This is a genomic window from Metabacillus kandeliae, assembly GCF_021166585.1.
Taxonomy (GTDB): Bacteria; Bacillota; Bacilli; order Bacillales; family Bacillaceae; genus Metabacillus_B; species Metabacillus_B kandeliae.
In genome coordinates this window covers 315,978-334,071 of record NZ_JAJOZE010000003.1, presented here as the reverse complement: position 1 = coordinate 334,071, position 18,094 = coordinate 315,978, and the positions used below count along the sequence as shown (strand labels likewise).

Below are 18,094 nucleotides of genomic sequence, written 5' to 3'. Positions count from 1 at the left end.
GAAAATGGCAAATAGAAAAAATGACGATCACAAAATGAGCAGAGAAGAAGCTGGACGCAAAGGAGGAGAAACCACCTCCAAAGAGCATGACAAAGAGTTCTATCAGGAGATCGGACAAAAGGGCGGCAACGCTACTTCTAAAGACCATGACAAGGACTTCTATCAGGAAATCGGCCAAAAGGGAGGAGAAACAACCTCCAAAGAACACGGCAAGGATTTCTATCAGGATATTGGACAAAAAGGCGGAGAAACAACAGCCAAAGAACATGACAAAGAATTCTATCAGGAAATCGGCGAAAAAGGCGGAAAAGCTACTTCCAAAGAACACGGCAAAGATTTCTATAAAGAGATTGGCAAAAAAGGCGGCAACAGCTCAGGCAGCAACAGATAAATAAATAGATCAGGAAGATTTACCACCCGGCACACACTGGGAAGGACTGGCTCTCCATCTGAGGGCCAGCTTTTTTTGTGCTTTTGGCGGCTGGCTGCTAAGAGGAGAGGGGCCCAGCACTCAACGAGCGGAAAAACTATTAAACTCGTATTCTGGGGCTTTGAAGCTGGCTTTGATCTTCGTATGCTGGAAGCGTGCGTATCGATTGCCAATCAATATTGCAGTTTGGATGCCGGAACTGAGTAAATTTATAACGGTTTTTACTAGTTTTGAGCAAAAATGACCCTATTTGATGCTAGTAATTTCATTTTCGCTTTAGTCTAATAAAGAAATTCGGCAAATATATGCGGGTTTTCGAAGTTTATATGCGGGTTTGAGGATTTTATTTGCAGCTTTTTGATTTTTATTTGCAGCTTTCGACTTTTTATTTGCAGGTTTTTCTATTATCGTGCAGGATGGGTTCGTTCCATGTGGGTTCGCCTTTTACATTGCAGGTTTTGCTGTTTATATGCAGATCCGCCATTGTTCAGCTTCAGCCCTTGTCGGTGCCGCTCCCGCATTTCGCTCATAAAAAAAGGGCGGCAAGCTTTCTGAAGATCAGAAAAACTTACCACCCAGCACACACATATATTGTATACATGAATGATTGATGATTGCAAGACGATGTGACCAGTTTCTTTTTGAGCACCAGCTTAGGGACATGGCGCTCGCAAGCCCCCTCCTGATAACTCCCCCAAAATTAACCACTCCCCCAAAAAGCACGAAACCTTTACCCAGTCCCCCATCTCCATGTTAAAATGAATAAGCATGATTGAACCCAGATCGGGAGGCAGAATAATGGAAATACCTATTCAGGCGCTTCTTTTGAAGATGGAAGAAGAGCTTAAGAAAGCGAAGTCAGCAGGAGAGGATAAGGCGGTGAGAGATCATTTGCTGATTATCAGGTCTCTTTGCGATGTGGCTATAGATGCTGGACAAAGCACGCGGGAAACTATTCAATATCCTCAAACACAACCATCGAAAAGCGAACAGCAGGTGAGCAGCTGGGAGCTTCAAAAAATGATGGGAAGCACAAAGAAGCCCGGAGAGCAGGCTTCCAAAGATGAGGATGAAGCAAACGGGGATTCTATTTTTGATTTTTAATTGCTGCCGAAGAAGCTGCATGTGATAAAAGCCGGTATGATGGTCGGCTTTTTCTTATTGGCTTTTAGAAGGGAAAGATCATCAAGGAACTAGCACGGAGGAGAAAAAATGAAAACGATATTATCTGCATTGCAATGGGTGTTTTTCATCATTGCATCATCCATTGTTGTGCCAATTGCTATATCTCAGCTGTACCAGCTGAATGCCCAGGAAACAGCATCCTTGCTGCAAAGCACGCTTCTTGTGCTGGGGATTGCGGGTCTCATTCAGGTTCTGGCAGGTCATAAACTGCCGATTAATGAGGGGCCTGCCGGTTTATGGTGGGGAGTTTATTCGATTTATGCAGGACTCTCAAGCACGCTGTTTGCTTCCAATATTGAAACGCTTCAGGCGCTGCAGGGTGCCATTATGATCAGCGGCCTATTCTTTATTGCGTTTGCAGCGTTTGGTCTTATTGGAAAACTGGCGAAGCTGTTTACACCTGCAGTGACGGGCATTTATCTGCTGCTGCTTGTTTTTCAAATCGGCGGATCCATTATTAAAGGAATTTTCGGCATCGGCTACAGGCAGCAGACAGTAGATCCGGTTATTCTTATTTTGTCAGTCGTCATTGTTCTTTTTACGTATTATTTAAGCAGCCACAGAGTAAAGGCGATTAAGCAATATTCTATTTTAATTGGCCTTGTGGCAGGCTGGATCCTGTTCGCTGTGTTTGGAGCGGCAAAGCCTGTAGAAACGGCTGGGAATATTTTTTCGCTGCCGGGCATTTTCCCATTAGGATTTCCTAAATTTGATGCAGGCCTGCTTGTGACGGCGTTTTTCATTTCGATCCTGCTTGTGGCCAATATGCTGGCAAGCATCAGGGTTGCAGAAGAAGCGGTTAAGGTAACAAATCCTTATACTTTGGGGAAGGATACGCTTATTCAGCGGGGCAGGAGAGCAGGGTTTGGAGCTGGTGCAAGCCATCTTCTGAGCGGATTGTTTGGCGCAATCGGCCCGGTTCCGATTTCTGGCGCCGGCGGATTTATTGCTGCGACAGGAAGCGGTGAAAGAAAGCCGTTTATTGTAGGAAATGCCATCATTATTCTGATGAGCTTTATTCCGCTTATTTTGCACTTGTTCGCAGCCCTTCCTGCTCCTGTCGGTTTCGCGGTTCAGTTTGTGGTGTTTGCCGGTATGGCTGGGATGGCACTGTCGCAGTTTGATCAGGAGAAGGACCAGAAAAGGCTCAGGTTCATTGCAGGGATTGCCCTGCTTGCCGGGATTGGCGCCATGTATGTGCCTGCACAGGCGTTTAAAGGGTTTCCGCCGGTTCTTATTTCTGTTTTAAACAATGGGCTAATTTTAGGGACGCTGATTGCGATCGCAGTTGAGCAGCTGATGCTGCGCGTCACAAAACGTTCACTGGGGTAAGGATTGGAAAGAGCCTGCCGGTTAGGTATGATAAGAAGAGATCTTACTTCAGAACAGGAGTTGTATCAATGAAAACGTTCATAATTGCTGCAGCTGTTAATGCATTCCTTGCTGTTGCTCTTGGTGCATTCGGGGCGCATGGCTTGGAAGGGAAAATTCCGGAGAAGTATTTGAAAATCTGGCAGACAGGTGTACAGTACCAGATGTTTCATGCAGCAGGATTGTTTGTGATTGCACTGCTCCTGAACAAGCTCCCGCAGGCAGGCATTCTTAATTGGTCCGGCTGGCTGATGGTTGCCGGCATCATTCTTTTCTCGGGAAGTCTTTATATCCTGAGCCTGACACAGGTTGGCGTGCTTGGCGCCATAACCCCGCTCGGCGGAGTGGCATTTTTAGCTGCCTGGGTTTTGATTATCATCACAGCTGTAAAATATCTATAACAAAAGGCGCCTCTTCAAAAAGAGGCGCCTTTGCTGTTTTGATCGACATTTAATTCGATTAAATTCCCATCAGGATCAGCGCAAAAAATTTGGGCAAAGCCGCTCATACTATTCGGTTTTTCTAAAATTTCCACACCATTCTTTTTCAGCCAGTTCAGTGTTTCTGAATAGCTTTGGACTCTGAGAGCAAAGTGGCCTTCTCTGCTGCTCAGTTTCTTGTCGCGCCGGATGGTTTGGGATTCTGGGAAGACGATAAGGTGAAGCTGCTGATGCTGCCCAATTCCATACCAGGCGCCTTCAAACTTAAAGTCAGGGCGTTTTATTTCAGTCAGGCATAATATTTCGCTGTAAAATCTCTTCGCCCTTTCGAGATTTGAGACAGTAAGACTGACATGGTGCAATTCTTGATAATGAATCATAAAAATCATCTCCCTTGCTGAGCAGGCTATAAGGAAATTATGGACGTATTATGCCGATTTGAAAAGAAAAAAAGACAGCCTTTAAGGCTGCCTGAATTTCATTATCTGGATGGATACGAAGACATTCTTATTGGATAATCATAAGCAATTGGTTCATCAAACGTAATGTAATCCAGGTACACAGTCAGCAGTAAATAACGGGTGCCGGTAGTGGATTCGCTTAGAATAATATGATCACGGCCGGCAGCTTCAATTTCGCCCTGAAAGACTTTGGCATTCCATTCCCGGTTGTTTTCAAAAGTCATATAGACAGTGGCTACTTTTCCTCTGTTCAGCCGGAGAATGTTTTCTACATAGGATTCTTCCAGCGGAAGCATTCCAGGAGTCTGCTGGGTTTGCTGCTGCTGTGATGGGTATGGAGGCACCATAAGGCCGCCCTGTCCCCCGCCTTGCTGCATCTGTCCCTGCTGACCGCCTTGCTGTCCTCCGCCCTGCTGTCCCTGGCCTCCCTGCTGCCCTTGCTGAGCATAAGGGGACATGCCCATTCCATATCTTTGGTCGTAACCATAGGCACTGTAATCAGGTGCGCCGCCAAATTGATTGTACATAAGCTGAAAACCTCCTTAAAGAATTGTGTAATCCGGCTGTGCTTTTTAGGAAGTCAGCCTTATAACGAATGGCTAGTAAACAGATGGGCAGTCCTGCTGGCTTGGAAAGAAAAAACAGTGGGATTTAAAGCGCCCGGCATTTGGCTGGTTATACCACTGAGGCGGACAATCACCAGGCGGCTTGAAAAACCAGAGGGAATTTTCCGCCGGGCTGAACCGCTGGCCATTTATCACTCTTTTAGCAAGAGATAATTCTTTCTGGCGGGGCCGCTGAAAAAAATAACCCCGCTGGGTTGCTTCAAAGCCGCCCGGACGCTGATAAATCATTTTTTTAAGGGAGGAAATACCTTTAAAATCAAGGCACTTTGCTCTCACCCGGTTTACTCCGACATTTCCGACAAGGAGCATGCCTTTTGTTCCATCTCCTTCAGCCTCAGCCCGCATCAGCCTGGCGAGAAGCTTTACTTCGGCATTATTATAAGAAATGACTGCCATTAATCTCACCCGCCTTCAGGTTGCTGTTTTCTAGCTGCGGAAGGATGTGATTCTCATTCATAGGTATGAAGAATAAACAAGGCTTATGACAAAATAGAAAAGCGCAAGCCGCTCGTTCAGCCCCGACAAGCGCTGGAGCTGGACAAAACAACTTCTAAAAATCAGCAAACTAAGTACATTACAAATTCTAATGTCATAAAAAAAGCTGCCCCCAGTTTCATAACCAGGGGCAGCTTTTTTTAATTTATCAAACGTGAAGAAAAGCCTGAATTTTATCTTCCGGAAGAATGTTCCCAACATAGAAGGAGCCAAATTCTCCGTAACGTGCGCTGACTTCATCAAATCTCATTTCATAGACTAGCTTTTTAAACTGAAGGACATCCTCCGCAAAGAGCGTGACACCCCATTCATAATCATCAAAGCCGACAGACCCAGTAATGATCTGCTTGACTAGTCCGGCATATTTTCTGCCGATCATGCCGTGGCTTCTCATCAGGGACCTTCTATCCTGCATCGGAAGCATATACCAGTTGTCGTTCCCCTGGCGGCGCTTGTCCATTGGATAGAAGCAGACGTGCTTTGCTTTTGGAAGAGAAGGGTACAATCTTGCGCGGACCTGCGGATTTTCATAAGGATCGCCATCCCCGCCCATATAGTTGCTCAGTTCAACTACTGACACATAGGAATAAGAAGGTATCGTAAATTCAGCAAGCTTTGACTTGTTGAATTCATTTTCAATTTCATTAAGCTCTTCCATTGTCGGACGGAGAATCATCAGCATAAAATCTGCCTTTTGACCGAGAATACTGTAAAGAGCCTGGCTTCCGTTTCCGGCATCCTCAGCGAGTCCCCATTTTTCCAGCAACCCCATAAATTCATAAGTGGCGGCATGTCTGTCTTCCTTAGGGGCTAGCTTCCAGGCTGTCCAGTCCATAAGGCGGAAATCATGCAGGCTGTACCAGCCGTCAAGCGTTTGTGCTGCTTCATTTGGCGTGTTCTGTTCGTTCATCTATTTTCACTCCCGTTTCGATTAAAAGTGAGCTAATTCAACATTAACTATAACATAATTGACAACGTTCAGACGTGTCCAAACCTTGAACTTAGGAATCATTGGAAATTCGGCAGAAATTCTTGGCGATTGGAATGGTTTTTCCTAATGGCGGGTATCTGTAAATTGACAGTCAATTTTCAATAAAAAGAATTCAGTTTGTAAGCGCTGCAAAGCAAAAGCGTTTATTTGTTTTTATCTGCAAGTAGGATATTCTAAGAAAAGAGCAGCAATTGGAGATAAACAAGGAGGTTTTTTGAATGGCAGATTTATTCTCAAGCTTAAAGGAGCGCATTTCCGGAAAAGGTATTCGCCTTGTTTTCCCGGAAGGCAAGGATGAGCGGATTTTGGAAGCGGTAAGCCGCCTTGCGAAAGAAGGAGAAGTTCAGCCGCTTGTGATTGGCAATGAAAAAGAAACAGCAGACAAAGCGAAGGAACTCAATCTCGATCTGGGAAGCGCAGAAATTGTAGATCCGCAAAATTTCACAGGATTCGATGAAATGGTTCAATTATTTGTTGAGCGGAGAAAAGGAAAAGCGACAGAAGAGCAAGCCCGCCAAATCCTGCTGGATGAAAACTACTTCGGCACAATGCTTGTTTACATGGGACAGGCTCACGGCCTAGTAAGCGGTGCGGCTCACTCAACTGCCGACACAGTCCGTCCTGCTCTTCAAATCATTAAAACAAAGCAGGGCGTTAAGAAAACATCCGGCGTATTCATCATGGTGCGCGGAGACGAAAAATACGTTTTTGCTGACTGTGCGATCAACATTTCACCAGACAGCCAGGATTTGGCTGAAATTGCCCTTGAGAGTGCCAAGACAGCTAGAATGTTCGATATCGAGCCGAAAGTGGCAATGCTCAGCTTTTCAACAAAAGGCTCTGCCGTTTCTCCTGAAACAGAGAAAGTGGCAGACGCCGTGAAGCTGACAAAAGAATTGGATTCCCTGCTTGCCGTCGACGGCGAGTTCCAATTTGATGCGGCATTTGTTCCATCTGTAGCAGCAAAAAAGGCGCCGGATTCCGAGATTAAAGGCGATGCAAATGTCTTCATTTTCCCAAGCCTTGAAGCAGGGAACATCGGCTACAAGATTGCCCAGCGCCTTGGAGGCTTTGATGCAGTCGGTCCTATTCTGCAGGGCTTGAATATGCCGGTAAACGATCTGTCCCGCGGCTGCAGCAGCGATGACGTATACAAGCTCGCTCTGATTACAGCCGGTCAGGCAGCAGCAGAATAAGAAGAGGAAAAGCCGGTCAGAGCGATGACCGGCTTTTTTTGTAAGATTAAATTATGTACTTAGTCAGATGATTTTCAGAAGTTGAAATGGCCAGCTCCAGCGCCTAGCCCCTCGAGGTCATAAGCCGGTCATCCAGAGAAAGGAAAGACCGCCTTTCTCCGGCTGCCCGTCTTATGCTTGTCGGGGCTGAGCAAGGCGCTTCCGCTTTTAAGTCAATATGCTCTTTTGGTTTTTCAGCAGCGAGGCAAAGGGAAAGGATCTATACTAATTAAGAAGGGGCTGATGGCCATGGGTGAAGCGGCGAAGGATTCTAAACGACCGGTTATCGCACTGACTGGGGCGAGCGGGTATATCGGAAGCAGTCTGCTGAAAAGGCTGGAAGGAAAGGCGAAGATTGTTGCTTTGTCAAGAAACGGGGATCAGAGGGAAGACAGTGCTGCTGTTTCGTGGCGCTCCTGTGATCTTTTTTCCCTGCAGTCTGCAGAGGAGGGACTAAGAGGCGCCGATTACGCAGTGTATCTCGTTCATTCCATGATGCCTTCTGCAAGGCTGACACAGGCAAGTTTTGAGGATATGGATCTGATTTTAGCTGATAATTTTGCCAGGGCGGCTAAGAAGAACGGCATTAAACAGATTGTCTATTTGAGCGGCATTATTCCGGAGAATACTGAGAATCTGTCGCGGCATTTAAAGAGCAGGCTTGAGGTGGAAAAGGTGCTCGGTTCTTACGGCGTTCCGGTTACAACGCTCAGGGCAGGGCTCATTGTCGGTCCGCAGGGCTCTTCATTTCCCATTCTGTCCAGGCTTGCCAGCAGGCTTCCTGTAATGCTCCTGCCGAAGTGGACAAGAACAAATACGCAGCCGATCGCGCTAAGCGATGTCCTGACGGCTCTTTGCGGGTGCATTGGCAGGGAAGATCTTTACACCCGCGCAATTGATGCCGGAGGACCTGATGTGATGACCTACAAGGAAATGATTGTTCAGACAGCAGAAGTGATGGGGAAAACGCCATACACGGCTGACGTTCCCTTCCTGTCAGTAACGCTTTCCAGGCTGTGGATTTCCTTGATAGCCCAGGCGCCGAAGGAAACAGCTTATCCGCTTATTGAAAGCCTGATCCACCCGATGACGGCAGATAAGGAAAAAATGGCCGCTGGGATCAGCTATGGCCGGCAGACATTCAAGGAAGCTGCGGCAAGGGCTCTGGAAGAGGAAAAAGGAGCAGAAAAAAAGAAGAACAGCGGCCATTCCAGGAAAACTTCCTCTTTTACTGGAGTGCGTTCTGTCCAGAGAATCCTCATTCCGGAAGGCCAAACAGCCGATTGGGCTGCTGCCTATTACATGCAATGGCTTGGGAGCTTTGCAAAGCCTCTCCTTTCTTCAAGGACTGATGCCGAAAGAAAAGCGAGCGTGTTCTTGCCGTTTTTGAAAAAGCCGCTTCTTGAGATGAGTTATGTAAAAGAGAGAAGCACGTCTGACAGAGCTTTATACAAAATCAGCGGCGGAATGTTTGTCTCGAGACAGGAAGGACCAGCGGGGAGAATAGAGTTCAGGCAGGTTCCGGGAACGCAGGAATGCATTATTGCCATTCACGAATACAGACCATCGCTGCCATGGATTATTTACAAAACCACCCAGGCGAAAATCCACCTTGCTGTTATGAATCTCTTTAAAAAACATTTGCTGAAGCTGATGAAAAAAGGGCATCCTTATGAGCAGGGGCAGCAAGTGCGGAAAATGGCTGACGAGCATTAAACACCTTGCTCTTTTTCGCGGATAAAACAGGCATTCATGCTATAATGTGATCACTGACATTTCCCGAAAGGAACATCTTATGGAAGAGTTATCAAGACAATTACTAAATCAGCCTAAGTGGCGTATGATAGATCAGTCAAGCCTTGGTCCTTTGTTTGAAGCAGAGCAATCCTTCGCCTATGATGACACGCTTTGCGAGGCAGTCGGCCGGAATATGTCCCCTGCAACAGCAAGGTCATGGGTGCACCATGACACAATTGTTCTCGGCATCCAGGATGCAAGGCTCCCTCATGTGGAAGAAGGCATTCAATATTTGCAGAATCAGGGCTACAGGGTCATTATCCGGAATTCAGGCGGACTTGCGGTTGTGCTGGATGAAGGCGTGCTCAACATCTCCCTCATTTTTCCGGATGCGGAAAAAGGAATTGACATCAGCCGCGGCTATGAAGCCATGTGGGAACTTATTAAGCTGATGCTCGCTGACTACGGAAAGAAAATCGAAGCAAGAGAAATCTCCGGCTCCTACTGCCCCGGAAGCTATGATTTAAGCATCGGAGGCAAAAAATTCGCCGGCATTTCCCAGCGCCGCCTTCGAAATGGTGCAGCAGTGCAAATTTATCTGTGCATCAGCGGAAGCGGATCCAAAAGAGCACAGCTCATCAAAGAATTTTATGAAGCAGGGCTCCAGGGCGAAGAAACGAGATTTGACTATCCTTCTATTATTCCGGATACAATGGCTTCCCTATCGGAATTGCTCGGTGTTCAGCTGACAGTCAATGACATGATGATGAAGCTGCTTGTTACGTTAAAAAGTTTAAGCGGGCGCATTTTCTCTTCATCCTTATCTATTGACGAACAGCTGCTGTTTGAAAAGAACCTGCTCCGCATGATGGAAAGAAACAAAAAAATCCGCATCGGCTCGTAGAACCTTCCAGAAGAGAAGGTTCTTTTTTATTGTCATTAAAAGTCTGACCTTTTTTCCTGAATGAAACGGGTAAAAACTCGCAGTAAGCAGCCATTCCTCTTTAGCATCAAGCCTTAACCTGAAAGAAAAGAAGTTTACATGAAAGCGAGAGGGGAATTGGTATGTAGCACTAAAATTGATAGGAGAGGGGCTCATACTAGTTGCATCAGTTTATTGGAGGGCTGGAAGCCGTAGTTGCATCTGTTTCAGGCTTTATGTGGACATATCTTCTTTCGATTTTACTAATCGGAGGCGGAATATTTCTTGCATTTAAAATTAAATTTTTCCAATTTCGTTTCTTTGGCCATATGATCCACCAGACAATTGGTCAGATTTTCAAAAAAAATAAACATGCTGGAAGCATCACTCCTTTCCAAGCCTTCACTACAACACTTGGTGCCACAGCAGGGGCGACCAATATTGTCGGGGTCCCGGTAGCGATTGCGCTTGGAGGGCCAGGCGCCTTGTTTTGGATGTGGGCAGTTGCTTTGCTTGGAATGGGCACGCGCTACTGTGAAATAGTTCTTGGAGTAAAATATAGAGAAAAAAATAAGGATGGAGAATGGGTCGGAGGCCCGCAGTACTATATTAAAAAAGGCCTTGGCTGGAATAAAATCGCAGCTCTTTTTGCTTTTTTCCTTATGCTTGAGGCAATTCCAAGCGTTATGGTGCAGTCAAACTCCATCTCAACCCAGCTGGAAAGCTCTTTTGGCTGGTCCACTATGGTAACAGGCCTTATTATCATGCTAATGGTCGGACTTGTCGTCTATGGCGGCATTAAGAGGATCGGGAGTGTGACGGACAAAGTTGTACCGTTCATGGTTCTTACTTATTTGATTGTTTGTCTTATTGTTATTTTTGCTAATGCTGCAGAGCTTCCGGGTGTTTTAGGTTCTATCTTCCTTCATGCGTTTACTCCAATTTCTGCAGCTGGAGGATTTGCCGGTGCCGCAATCGGCCAGGCGATCAGATGGGGGATTGCAAGAGGTCTTTATTCAAATGAAGCCGGTCTTGGAACAGGGCCGATCGCCAATGCGGCAGCTCAGACAGATCATCCGAGCAAGCAGGGACTATGGGGAATCTTAAGTGTTTTCCTTGATACTATTGTCATTTGCTCAATTACAGGCATTACGGTTCTTGTCAGCGGGGTCTGGAAAACCATTGGGGCGGATAATGCTTCATCCATGACAGCAGCTGCTTTAAGCTCCCTTTTCGGAAAAAGCTTCGGCGGGGTATTCATCTCTATTTTCCTCTTCCTGTTTGTCATCACAACAGTTATTGTGGTGATCTATTATGGAGAAAAGCAGGCGGAATATTTATTCGGACTGAAAGTGTCTAAAGGAATGAGACTCGTATACACTGTATCTGTCTTTTTAGGTGCGATAGGCGGCCTTCAATTTATCTGGCAGTTCCTTGATTTGCTGCTTGGAATGGCTGTTATCTGCAACGTTGTTCCGCTCTTATTTCTCCATAAAGACCTTAAAGAAATTACAGCAGATTATGTGGAGCGCATCTATCACGGCAAATCAGGCAGTGCAAAGGTAAGATTGTTTACCGATGCACAGCCTGAGATGAAAAAGGAAGGCACTTCAATGAACTAAAAGAAAGGACAGGCGCTCAGCCTGTCCTTTTTCTTATTACCAGAATTTATAAGTGTATTTAGATAGCTAATTCAACGGCAGAAACGGAGTTCGCCGATATAATCACAAGATCGCCGATATAAAGAAAAAAGTGCTCGATATATTTCAAAATCCGCTGATATCAAGTGATCATCCGCCGATATCTGATGGTGAATCGCCGATATCCTGTAACGATCCGCCGATATAGGACAGGAGAAAGGGGACTTTATAGCGATCTCCCTCAAGAAACAGCTCAAAGAATAAGTGCGGCATCTAAAACCGGCCCTTAGTTAATAAAAGAGCCGGTTTTAAGCTGCAGAAACAGAGTTCGCCGATATAATCACAAAATCGCCGATATAAAGAAAAAAGTGCTCGATATATTTCAAAATCCGCTGATATCAAGTGATCATCCGCCGATATCTGATGGTGAACCGCCGATATCCTGTAACGATCCGCCGATATAGGACAGGAGAAAGGGGACTTTATAGCGATCTCCCTCAAGAAACAGCTCAAAGAGGAAGTGCGGCATCTAAAACCGGCCCTTAGTTAATAAAAGAGCCGGTTTTCGAATGCAGAAACGAAGATCGCCGATGTTTTGTCCAGCTTCAGCCGCTATCCCGTTCTGAGTGTCTTCAAAATACCGAAAAGTCTAAAACCGGACTTTTCGGTATTTTCTTCAGAGCTTGTCAGAGCTGAAAGAGCGGCTTGCGCTTTTCTAATTTGTCCAGCTCCAGCCGCTAGCCCCTCGAGGTCATAAGCCGTTCATCCAGGGAAAGGAAAGACCACCTTTCCCCGGCTGATCGTCTTATGCTTGTCGGGGCTGAACGAGCGGCTTGCGCTTTTCTAACTTGTCCAGCTCCAGCCGCTAGCCCCTCGAGTCGCTTCGGAAAATACCAAAAAGTCAAAGTGCAGACTTTTCGGTATTTTCCTCCAGCGCTTGTCGGGGCTGAACAAGCGGCTTTCGCTTTTCTATTATTCAGCCAGCTTTTCAAGGTTCCCGTTGCGGTCCATTTTAAATTTGGCTGCAGGGCGTTCTTCTTCTTCAAATAATGTCAGCTTTCTCGCTCTGTTCATGATTTTCATCAATGTTTCATAGTCTTCTTGAATGGTATGCGTGTTTTCTTCCATCTTTGAGATTCTGGACTGAAGCTCTTCATTATGAATAATCAAGTCTTTCACTTCGCGTTTAAGCCGCTCATTTTCCTGCTTGAGTACAGCAGCATGTTCAGAATGGACGTCATAATTCTGCAAAAATGCAATAACCTGATCCATTGTGAGCGAATGGCTTGCTTTGACAGGGGCAAAGACCGGAATTTCATAGGATTCTGTATCAGAGTCTTCTATTTCTGCTTCATAGTGGGAAGAAATCTCTGAAGCTGTTAAAGTCTCAGAAGCTTCTTCTTCTTCAAGATAATGGTGAACAGATGGTGTTTGGGCGGGATCAGGATTGTACAGCAGCTTTTTCTTGGCCGGCTGTCCGCTTCCTTGAGCCCTCATCTTTTGCTTGCGCTGTTTTTTAGCAAGCTGCAGAGCCTTTTCATACTGATGGCGGACAACGGCATTCCAGCGGAAACCGCAGGCTGCTGAAGTGCGGTTCAGTTTATCTCCTACTTCTTCAAAAGCATTCAGCTGTGTACTGCCCTCGCGCACATGGCGAAGAACGGTTTCAGCGAGCAATAAATCATTTTCTTCCGACCAGGCATCTTGTCTTTGTTTCATCTTCTCAACTCCCTAAGAAAATATAAGTTTGGGTTGTTACCATGATGGCCAGATTGCCTGTTTTCTATACAATTCCTAGAAGGATAATAGAAAAAAAGCGAAAGAAAGCCTATGCAAAAGTCTGAAAAAAGGAAACGCTTCCACAGCTTGCACCTTCGTGCTAAGAAAGGTAAAATACCCAATAGTGTCTGTAAATAGACGGAGTAAAATTTAACAAAGCTTTGTGATTGATAAGAAAGAAAAAAGGGAAAAACAACCGGGAGATCGAAATTAATAGAGAACAGGCCAGTCTAAAAAGGTCGCCATTGCCGAAAATCTGCATGGTGATTTTTTGTTAGGTTTATAACCTAAGACCCGCCATACTTGCAAGGGGTTTAAGGGAAAAATATGTAAAAAAATAGGTATAATTGTCGACAGGCTGCCGATATAATAAATGAGAGATGTTTTCAGCCTGACTGAAACGGAAGAGGGAAAGCGATGACGAATCCAAATGGGAAATTGTCTGAGGAAAAGGTATTCAAAGATCCTGTTCACCGCTACATACATGTCAGAGACAAGCTGATATGGGATTTGATCGGGACAGCTGAATTTCAGCGGCTGAGAAGGATCCGCCAGCTCGGTACGACCTATTTGACATTTCATGGAGCGGAGCATAGCCGTTTTACCCACTCAATGGGCGTCTATGAGATTGTTCGGAGAATCATAGATGACGTGTTCAAGGGCCGTCCTGAATGGAATGATGATGAAAGAATGGTCAGTCTCTGTGCTGCGCTTCTTCACGATCTTGGGCATGGTCCGTTTTCCCATTCCTTCGAAAAAGTGTTTCATCTTGATCATGAAGATTACACGCGGGCGATTATTACTGGCGATACGGAAGTGAACCGGGTCCTCAGAGGCATGGGAGATGATTTTCCGAAAAAGGTAGCGGAAGTAATCGCCAAAACGTATTCCAACAAACAGGTTGTTAGCCTGATTTCAAGCCAGATTGATGCGGACAGAATGGATTACCTTCAGCGGGACGCGTACTATACAGGCGTCAGCTACGGCCATTTTGATATGGAACGGATTCTCAGGGTAATGAGGCCGCGCGAGGATCAGGTTGTGATCAAGCAAAGCGGCATGCATGCGGTCGAAGATTACATAATGAGCCGGTATCAAATGTACTGGCAAGTGTATTTTCATCCTGTCACACGAAGTGCGGAGGTTATTTTGACAAAGATTCTGCACAGAGCAAAGCACCTGTATCTGGACGGATATCAATTTGCCTTTGAGCCGCTTCACTTTCACTCCATTTTTAACGGAGAAATGACCCTGAAGGATTATCTGAAGCTGGACGAATCGATTATCATGTTCTACTTCCAGGAATGGCAAGAGGAAAAGGACTGGATATTAAGCGATCTCTGCAGCCGGTTTATCAACCGCAACCTCTTTCAATATGCAGAATTCAATCCGAATAATGTCGAAATGATGAAGCTTATGGAGCTGACGGCACTGTTTAAAAAAGCCGGCATTGATCCTGAATATTACCTTGTCGTTGACTCGTCCTCAGATCTGCCGTACGACTTTTACCGGCCTGGAGAGGAAGAGGAAAGACTGCCGATTCACCTGCTGCGCTCAAATGGCGAGATCCGGGAGCTCTCAAGAGAATCGGAGATTGTTGATGCCATTTCAGGAAAAAGGCGCACAGACCATAAACTATACTATCCACATGACTTGATTACCGATTTTTCATCCAAACGAACCATTAAAAAGAAAATCCTCGAGCTGCTTGGACTGACAAAGGAAAGCACAGAGAAAAAATAGACAAGAAAAGGCTCTTTTGAAAAATTGCTTCAAGACGCGGCCCATCTGCCGGCTATGTCAATGCAGCAATTTTTTGCCGAAAACAGCCGCAACGAAAAGGAGATGAAGGGGACGTGCTGAATGAACACGCGAAGGTCATGAAGGTTTTTTTGGCCTCAGGGGAGATCATCGGACGCAAAAAACTGCAGAAAATGATTTACATTGCAAAGAAAATCAATCTGCCATTCTATGAAAAATACGACTTTCACTTTTTTGGACCCTATTCAGAGGAATTGACGCTAAGAATAGAAGAATTGTGCAATTTAGGATTTTTAAACGAAGTGCGCGAGAAAAAAGGCGGCTACTTTCAATACCGCTATACACTGACTGATTCTGGAAAAGAGTTCTTGGGCCATTACGAATTGGACATGCCGCCGCTTGAGCCTTGCATGAACGATATGAACGGCCAGACAGCCCGTTTTTTAGAGCTTGTATCAACCGTGCTATTTTTTGAAGACCTCGAAAAAGAAGAGGTCAAAGAAAAAGTGTTTACCTTAAAAAGCAAGCAGCGCTACACAGACGAAGAAGTGGAAGAGGCTTATCAGTATATAGCAGCACTGCGTGAAAAGATTCTAAATTAATCATCAGATCGGGCCACCGCTGGAGCTGGACACAAGAAAAGCAAACAAAAAAGGTAAGCCGTGTGCTTACCTTTTTACATTCATATAAAACTGCTCTTTTAAAATATCAGAAAGCAGGCCGCTTTCAACAGGGCGCTTTTCCTGCTGCCCAGCTTTTTCTATCAAAAGATGATCTTCTGACAAAACGATTTTGCCCTCTGGAATCCTCTTGGCAATCAGCTGCCGCTTGTTAAAAGGCGATGCCGGATTGTCATGAATTTCTTTCTGAACAGATTCAAGTTCATCCTGCACATGCTGTATTTCAATATCTGAAAAGGCATAGGCTTTGATCCAGCTGCCTTCTTCGTTTTTTTGCTCCAGCAAATAGGTTCCTTTTTCGGTTTGCTGCCTGCTGACCCGGAATACGCCTGATTCAGAATGAACAGGTTCACCTGAAAACGGAACAGGCTTTAAGGGAATAGAGGTGCCAAACCCGGCATCAACAAGAAACATGCCTGACGCATTCTTAACAATGATGGTAAGATGTGTGCCGTCGAGTGCCCACTGGTCTTTCTCATTATTGTATACCGTTCCTTTCACAAGCTTTGCGTCAAAGCCAGCTTCTTTTAAAAAACGGTGCAGGAGCGGATTCAGTTCATAACATAAACCGCCTCTTTGCTGAATAAGGATCTTATCAGCGAGGTTATCCTCTGACAAGGATCTCTTCTCTTTATTCATCACATCAAGATTTTCAAACGGGATATGAAAGGCAAAGGCGCGCAATAATTCTTCCAGCTGTTCAAACTTAGCGGCGGTGCTCTGTTTCCAGCCGATCCGTTTGATAAATGCTTCCTGGAAATTCACAATCAGCCCTCCTCTAACTAGAAAAAGCCGCGTAAGCAGCTTTTTACTGATCGCTCAGGCGGACACCGCCGACAGCGTAATGATTTTTCGGCATTTCTTCAATAAACACAGTCACTTTATCAGCTGTCGCTCCAGTTGTTTCTGTAACGGCAGCAGTCACCTTTTCAACAAGCGCCCGTTTTTGATCATCTGTACGGCCTTCGAGCATTTTCACTGTTACATATGGCATGCATCTATCGCTCCTTTATGGTGGTATAGACTCCAAGTATAGTATACTGGATTATGAAAAAACATGCAGGAATTGAAACTCTTCTCCTGCTGTTTCGTACTTACATGTAAATTTGTTTAAAGGAGAATACTGTGGACTTTTTCCGACTTGCTTATCCGCTTGAACAGCTTCCGTTCGTTATTATCTCGCTTGCCGCGGCTTTTACGCTTCATGAATTTGCCCATGCCTATTTTGCCTATAAATTCGGCGATCCGACGGCGAAAAACCAGGGCAGGCTGACACTGTCGCCGCTAGCTCATCTGGACATATTCGGTACACTCTTAATCATTATAGCCGGCTTCGGGTGGGCAAAACCAGTTCCCGTTAACCGCTTTTTCTTTAAAAACCCGCGCCTTGCCGGTGTTGTTGTTTCCATTGCCGGCCCTTTAAGCAATCTGCTGCTCGCATTTCTAGGTTATGCCATTTGGTACGGGCTGGTCGCAGCTGGTATGATGAATAATATCCCGATTAATGTGGCAGATTCACTGCAGCAGTTTTTCAGCATCTTTATTGGGCTTAATACGATCCTGTTCCTGTTTAACCTGCTGCCGTTTCCGCCCCTTGACGGATACCGGATTATTGAGGATCTTGTACCGAATACTTTAAGGGCGAAGATGTCCCAATTTGAACATTACGGGGCTATTCTGTTTCTTGTAATCGTCCTGACGCCGCTGAACAGATATGTCATTCAGCCTTACTTCGCATATGGACAAAACACGATTGGATCTGTTTTTGATCTGATTTTTAAATAATTGGAGGGTCATCAATGGAAGAGAAAAAGAAAAAAAGCATCGGCTTCAACATCATCAAAAACGACCCGACCGGCGGCCATAAAGGCTACGGTACAGGGGCACTCAGCCTTGAAAACGTATCTCCCGTGTTTGTGGATACAGAAGAGGGCGAGGCATTTGTTGATATTGGCGCCATGCATGCCAGAAGCACTGTTGAAAAAGGAATTAAATTTCTCCCAAATTTAGACGACGTTCCGCCAGGCAAGCCTTACTGGCTTGTATGGGTCACCATTGACCGGAATGAGGACGGGCCGTTTTATGCGGGCGTCACAGCTTGCTACATGACAGTAAACAGGGAAGCGAGAAGAGGCTACAAATCCCTCCCAGAGCACGTGAACCGAATGGATAAATCCATCAAACGCCACATTATCGTAGATCACATGGACAGCCGTTCAAAGGAAATTCTTGCAGCCTTTCTTGAAAAGCATGACAAAGGCACATGGGACCGCTCTTCAGATGAACTGAAAAAGGGCTTATCCTTATAAAAAAAGGCTGAAACCGCGTTTAAGCGGCTTCA

General features: G+C 45.5%; 20 protein-coding genes. 12 read left to right on the top strand and 8 right to left on the bottom strand.

Features of this window, described 5'->3' with window-relative positions; all coding sequences use genetic code 11:
- Positions 1 to 4 precede the first annotated feature (4 nt).
- The 4 genes from LRR81_RS10850 to LRR81_RS10835 all read left to right on the top strand — a co-directional run bounded on the left by LRR81_RS10850 (position 5) and on the right by LRR81_RS10835 (position 3,387).
- Complete coding sequence (locus tag LRR81_RS10850) at positions 5 to 391, top strand: KGG domain-containing protein (protein WP_231789387.1); 387 nt, start codon at positions 5 to 7, stop codon at positions 389 to 391.
- An 837-nt stretch (positions 392 to 1,228) separates the two neighbouring features.
- Entirely contained in the window at positions 1,229 to 1,534 is a 306-nt protein-coding gene (locus tag LRR81_RS10845; RefSeq protein WP_231789386.1) for a YwdI family protein, read from the top strand.
- Positions 1,535 to 1,642: 108 nt separating this feature from the next.
- A complete protein-coding gene (locus LRR81_RS10840; RefSeq protein WP_231789385.1) occupies positions 1,643 to 2,947 on the top strand; it encodes a purine/pyrimidine permease in 1,305 nt (434 codons plus the stop codon).
- Positions 2,948 to 3,015: 68 nt separating this feature from the next.
- Positions 3,016 to 3,387, top strand: a complete 372-nt coding sequence (locus LRR81_RS10835; protein ID WP_231789384.1) for a DUF423 domain-containing protein — start codon at positions 3,016 to 3,018, stop codon at positions 3,385 to 3,387.
- 14 nt (positions 3,388 to 3,401) lie between these two features.
- Here LRR81_RS10835 and LRR81_RS10830 read toward each other — a convergent pair whose 3' ends face one another.
- The 4 genes from LRR81_RS10830 to hemQ form a co-directional block, all read right to left on the bottom strand.
- A complete protein-coding gene (locus LRR81_RS10830; RefSeq protein ID WP_231789383.1) occupies positions 3,402 to 3,806 on the bottom strand; it encodes a VOC family protein in 405 nt (134 codons plus the stop codon).
- A gap of 101 nt (positions 3,807 to 3,907) precedes the next feature.
- Complete coding sequence (gerQ, locus tag LRR81_RS10825) at positions 3,908 to 4,414, bottom strand: spore coat protein GerQ (RefSeq protein WP_231789382.1); 507 nt, start codon at positions 4,412 to 4,414, stop codon at positions 3,908 to 3,910.
- A gap of 72 nt (positions 4,415 to 4,486) precedes the next feature.
- Positions 4,487 to 4,909: a cell wall hydrolase gene (locus LRR81_RS10820; protein WP_231789381.1), complete on the bottom strand. Its 423-nt coding sequence runs from the start codon at positions 4,907 to 4,909 to the stop codon at positions 4,487 to 4,489.
- A 247-nt stretch (positions 4,910 to 5,156) separates the two neighbouring features.
- Entirely contained in the window at positions 5,157 to 5,918 is a 762-nt protein-coding gene (gene hemQ / locus LRR81_RS10815) for a hydrogen peroxide-dependent heme synthase (protein WP_231789380.1), read from the bottom strand.
- A gap of 299 nt (positions 5,919 to 6,217) precedes the next feature.
- Here hemQ and pta point away from each other — a divergent pair, with 299 nt between their 5' ends.
- The 4 genes from pta to LRR81_RS10795 all read left to right on the top strand — a co-directional run bounded on the left by pta (position 6,218) and on the right by LRR81_RS10795 (position 11,515).
- Positions 6,218 to 7,195, top strand: a complete 978-nt coding sequence (gene pta, locus LRR81_RS10810) for a phosphate acetyltransferase (protein ID WP_231789379.1) — start codon at positions 6,218 to 6,220, stop codon at positions 7,193 to 7,195.
- 288 nt (positions 7,196 to 7,483) lie between these two features.
- On the top strand, positions 7,484 to 8,950 hold the full coding sequence (locus tag LRR81_RS10805) for an NAD(P)H-binding protein (protein WP_231789378.1): 1,467 nt from the start codon (positions 7,484 to 7,486) through the stop codon (positions 8,948 to 8,950).
- A 79-nt stretch (positions 8,951 to 9,029) separates the two neighbouring features.
- Positions 9,030 to 9,875: a lipoate--protein ligase family protein gene (locus LRR81_RS10800; protein WP_231789377.1), complete on the top strand. Its 846-nt coding sequence runs from the start codon at positions 9,030 to 9,032 to the stop codon at positions 9,873 to 9,875.
- A gap of 254 nt (positions 9,876 to 10,129) precedes the next feature.
- Entirely contained in the window at positions 10,130 to 11,515 is a 1,386-nt protein-coding gene (locus LRR81_RS10795) for an alanine/glycine:cation symporter family protein (RefSeq protein ID WP_231789432.1), read from the top strand.
- Positions 11,516 to 11,683: 168 nt separating this feature from the next.
- Here the strand turns inward: LRR81_RS10795 and LRR81_RS21245 are convergent, their stop codons facing one another.
- The gene (locus tag LRR81_RS21245) at positions 11,684 to 11,806 is read right to left on the bottom strand and encodes a hypothetical protein (protein ID WP_269448600.1); all 123 of its coding nucleotides are present in this window, start codon (positions 11,804 to 11,806) and stop codon (positions 11,684 to 11,686) included.
- 699 nt (positions 11,807 to 12,505) lie between these two features.
- Entirely contained in the window at positions 12,506 to 13,252 is a 747-nt protein-coding gene (locus LRR81_RS10790; RefSeq protein ID WP_231789376.1) for an RsfA family transcriptional regulator, read from the bottom strand.
- Positions 13,253 to 13,729: 477 nt separating this feature from the next.
- Here LRR81_RS10790 and LRR81_RS10785 point away from each other — a divergent pair, with 477 nt between their 5' ends.
- Both LRR81_RS10785 and LRR81_RS10780 read left to right on the top strand, forming a co-directional pair.
- Complete coding sequence (locus tag LRR81_RS10785; protein ID WP_231789375.1) at positions 13,730 to 15,055, top strand: HD domain-containing protein; 1,326 nt, start codon at positions 13,730 to 13,732, stop codon at positions 15,053 to 15,055.
- 113 nt (positions 15,056 to 15,168) lie between these two features.
- Entirely contained in the window at positions 15,169 to 15,675 is a 507-nt protein-coding gene (locus tag LRR81_RS10780) for a YwgA family protein (protein WP_231789374.1), read from the top strand.
- A gap of 66 nt (positions 15,676 to 15,741) precedes the next feature.
- On the opposite strand, the gene LRR81_RS10775 is transcribed toward LRR81_RS10780, so the two are convergent.
- Positions 15,742 to 16,518 (bottom strand): arylamine N-acetyltransferase family protein, encoded by a 777-nt coding sequence (locus LRR81_RS10775; RefSeq protein WP_231789373.1) that lies wholly within the window; start codon positions 16,516 to 16,518, stop codon positions 15,742 to 15,744.
- A 43-nt stretch (positions 16,519 to 16,561) separates the two neighbouring features.
- A complete protein-coding gene (locus LRR81_RS10770; RefSeq protein ID WP_231789372.1) occupies positions 16,562 to 16,747 on the bottom strand; it encodes a 2-hydroxymuconate tautomerase in 186 nt (61 codons plus the stop codon).
- 131 nt (positions 16,748 to 16,878) lie between these two features.
- Between LRR81_RS10770 and LRR81_RS10765 the strand changes: the two genes are divergently transcribed.
- Positions 16,879 to 17,538 (top strand): site-2 protease family protein, encoded by a 660-nt coding sequence (locus tag LRR81_RS10765; RefSeq protein WP_231789371.1) that lies wholly within the window; start codon positions 16,879 to 16,881, stop codon positions 17,536 to 17,538.
- A gap of 14 nt (positions 17,539 to 17,552) precedes the next feature.
- Entirely contained in the window at positions 17,553 to 18,062 is a 510-nt protein-coding gene (locus LRR81_RS10760) for a YwhD family protein (protein WP_231789370.1), read from the top strand.
- Positions 18,063 to 18,094 lie beyond the last annotated feature (32 nt).

Coding starts and splice junctions, on each gene's coding strand:
- LRR81_RS10850 (WP_231789387.1), top strand. CDS start 5: ATGGCAAATAGAAAAAATGACGATCACAAAATGAGCAGAGAAGAAGCT.
- LRR81_RS10845 (WP_231789386.1), top strand. CDS start 1,229: ATGGAAATACCTATTCAGGCGCTTCTTTTGAAGATGGAAGAAGAGCTT.
- LRR81_RS10840 (WP_231789385.1), top strand. CDS start 1,643: ATGAAAACGATATTATCTGCATTGCAATGGGTGTTTTTCATCATTGCA.
- LRR81_RS10835 (WP_231789384.1), top strand. CDS start 3,016: ATGAAAACGTTCATAATTGCTGCAGCTGTTAATGCATTCCTTGCTGTT.
- LRR81_RS10830 (WP_231789383.1), bottom strand. CDS start 3,806: ATGATTCATTATCAAGAATTGCACCATGTCAGTCTTACTGTCTCAAAT.
- gerQ (WP_231789382.1), bottom strand. CDS start 4,414: ATGTACAATCAATTTGGCGGCGCACCTGATTACAGTGCCTATGGTTAC.
- LRR81_RS10820 (WP_231789381.1), bottom strand. CDS start 4,909: ATGGCAGTCATTTCTTATAATAATGCCGAAGTAAAGCTTCTCGCCAGG.
- hemQ (WP_231789380.1), bottom strand. CDS start 5,918: ATGAACGAACAGAACACGCCAAATGAAGCAGCACAAACGCTTGACGGC.
- pta (WP_231789379.1), top strand. CDS start 6,218: ATGGCAGATTTATTCTCAAGCTTAAAGGAGCGCATTTCCGGAAAAGGT.
- LRR81_RS10805 (WP_231789378.1), top strand. CDS start 7,484: ATGGGTGAAGCGGCGAAGGATTCTAAACGACCGGTTATCGCACTGACT.
- LRR81_RS10800 (WP_231789377.1), top strand. CDS start 9,030: ATGGAAGAGTTATCAAGACAATTACTAAATCAGCCTAAGTGGCGTATG.
- LRR81_RS10795 (WP_231789432.1), top strand. CDS start 10,130: ATGTGGACATATCTTCTTTCGATTTTACTAATCGGAGGCGGAATATTT.
- LRR81_RS21245 (WP_269448600.1), bottom strand. CDS start 11,806: ATGCCGCACTTATTCTTTGAGCTGTTTCTTGAGGGAGATCGCTATAAA.
- LRR81_RS10790 (WP_231789376.1), bottom strand. CDS start 13,252: ATGAAACAAAGACAAGATGCCTGGTCGGAAGAAAATGATTTATTGCTC.
- LRR81_RS10785 (WP_231789375.1), top strand. CDS start 13,730: ATGACGAATCCAAATGGGAAATTGTCTGAGGAAAAGGTATTCAAAGAT.
- LRR81_RS10770 (WP_231789372.1), bottom strand. CDS start 16,747: ATGCCATATGTAACAGTGAAAATGCTCGAAGGCCGTACAGATGATCAA.
- LRR81_RS10760 (WP_231789370.1), top strand. CDS start 17,553: ATGGAAGAGAAAAAGAAAAAAAGCATCGGCTTCAACATCATCAAAAAC.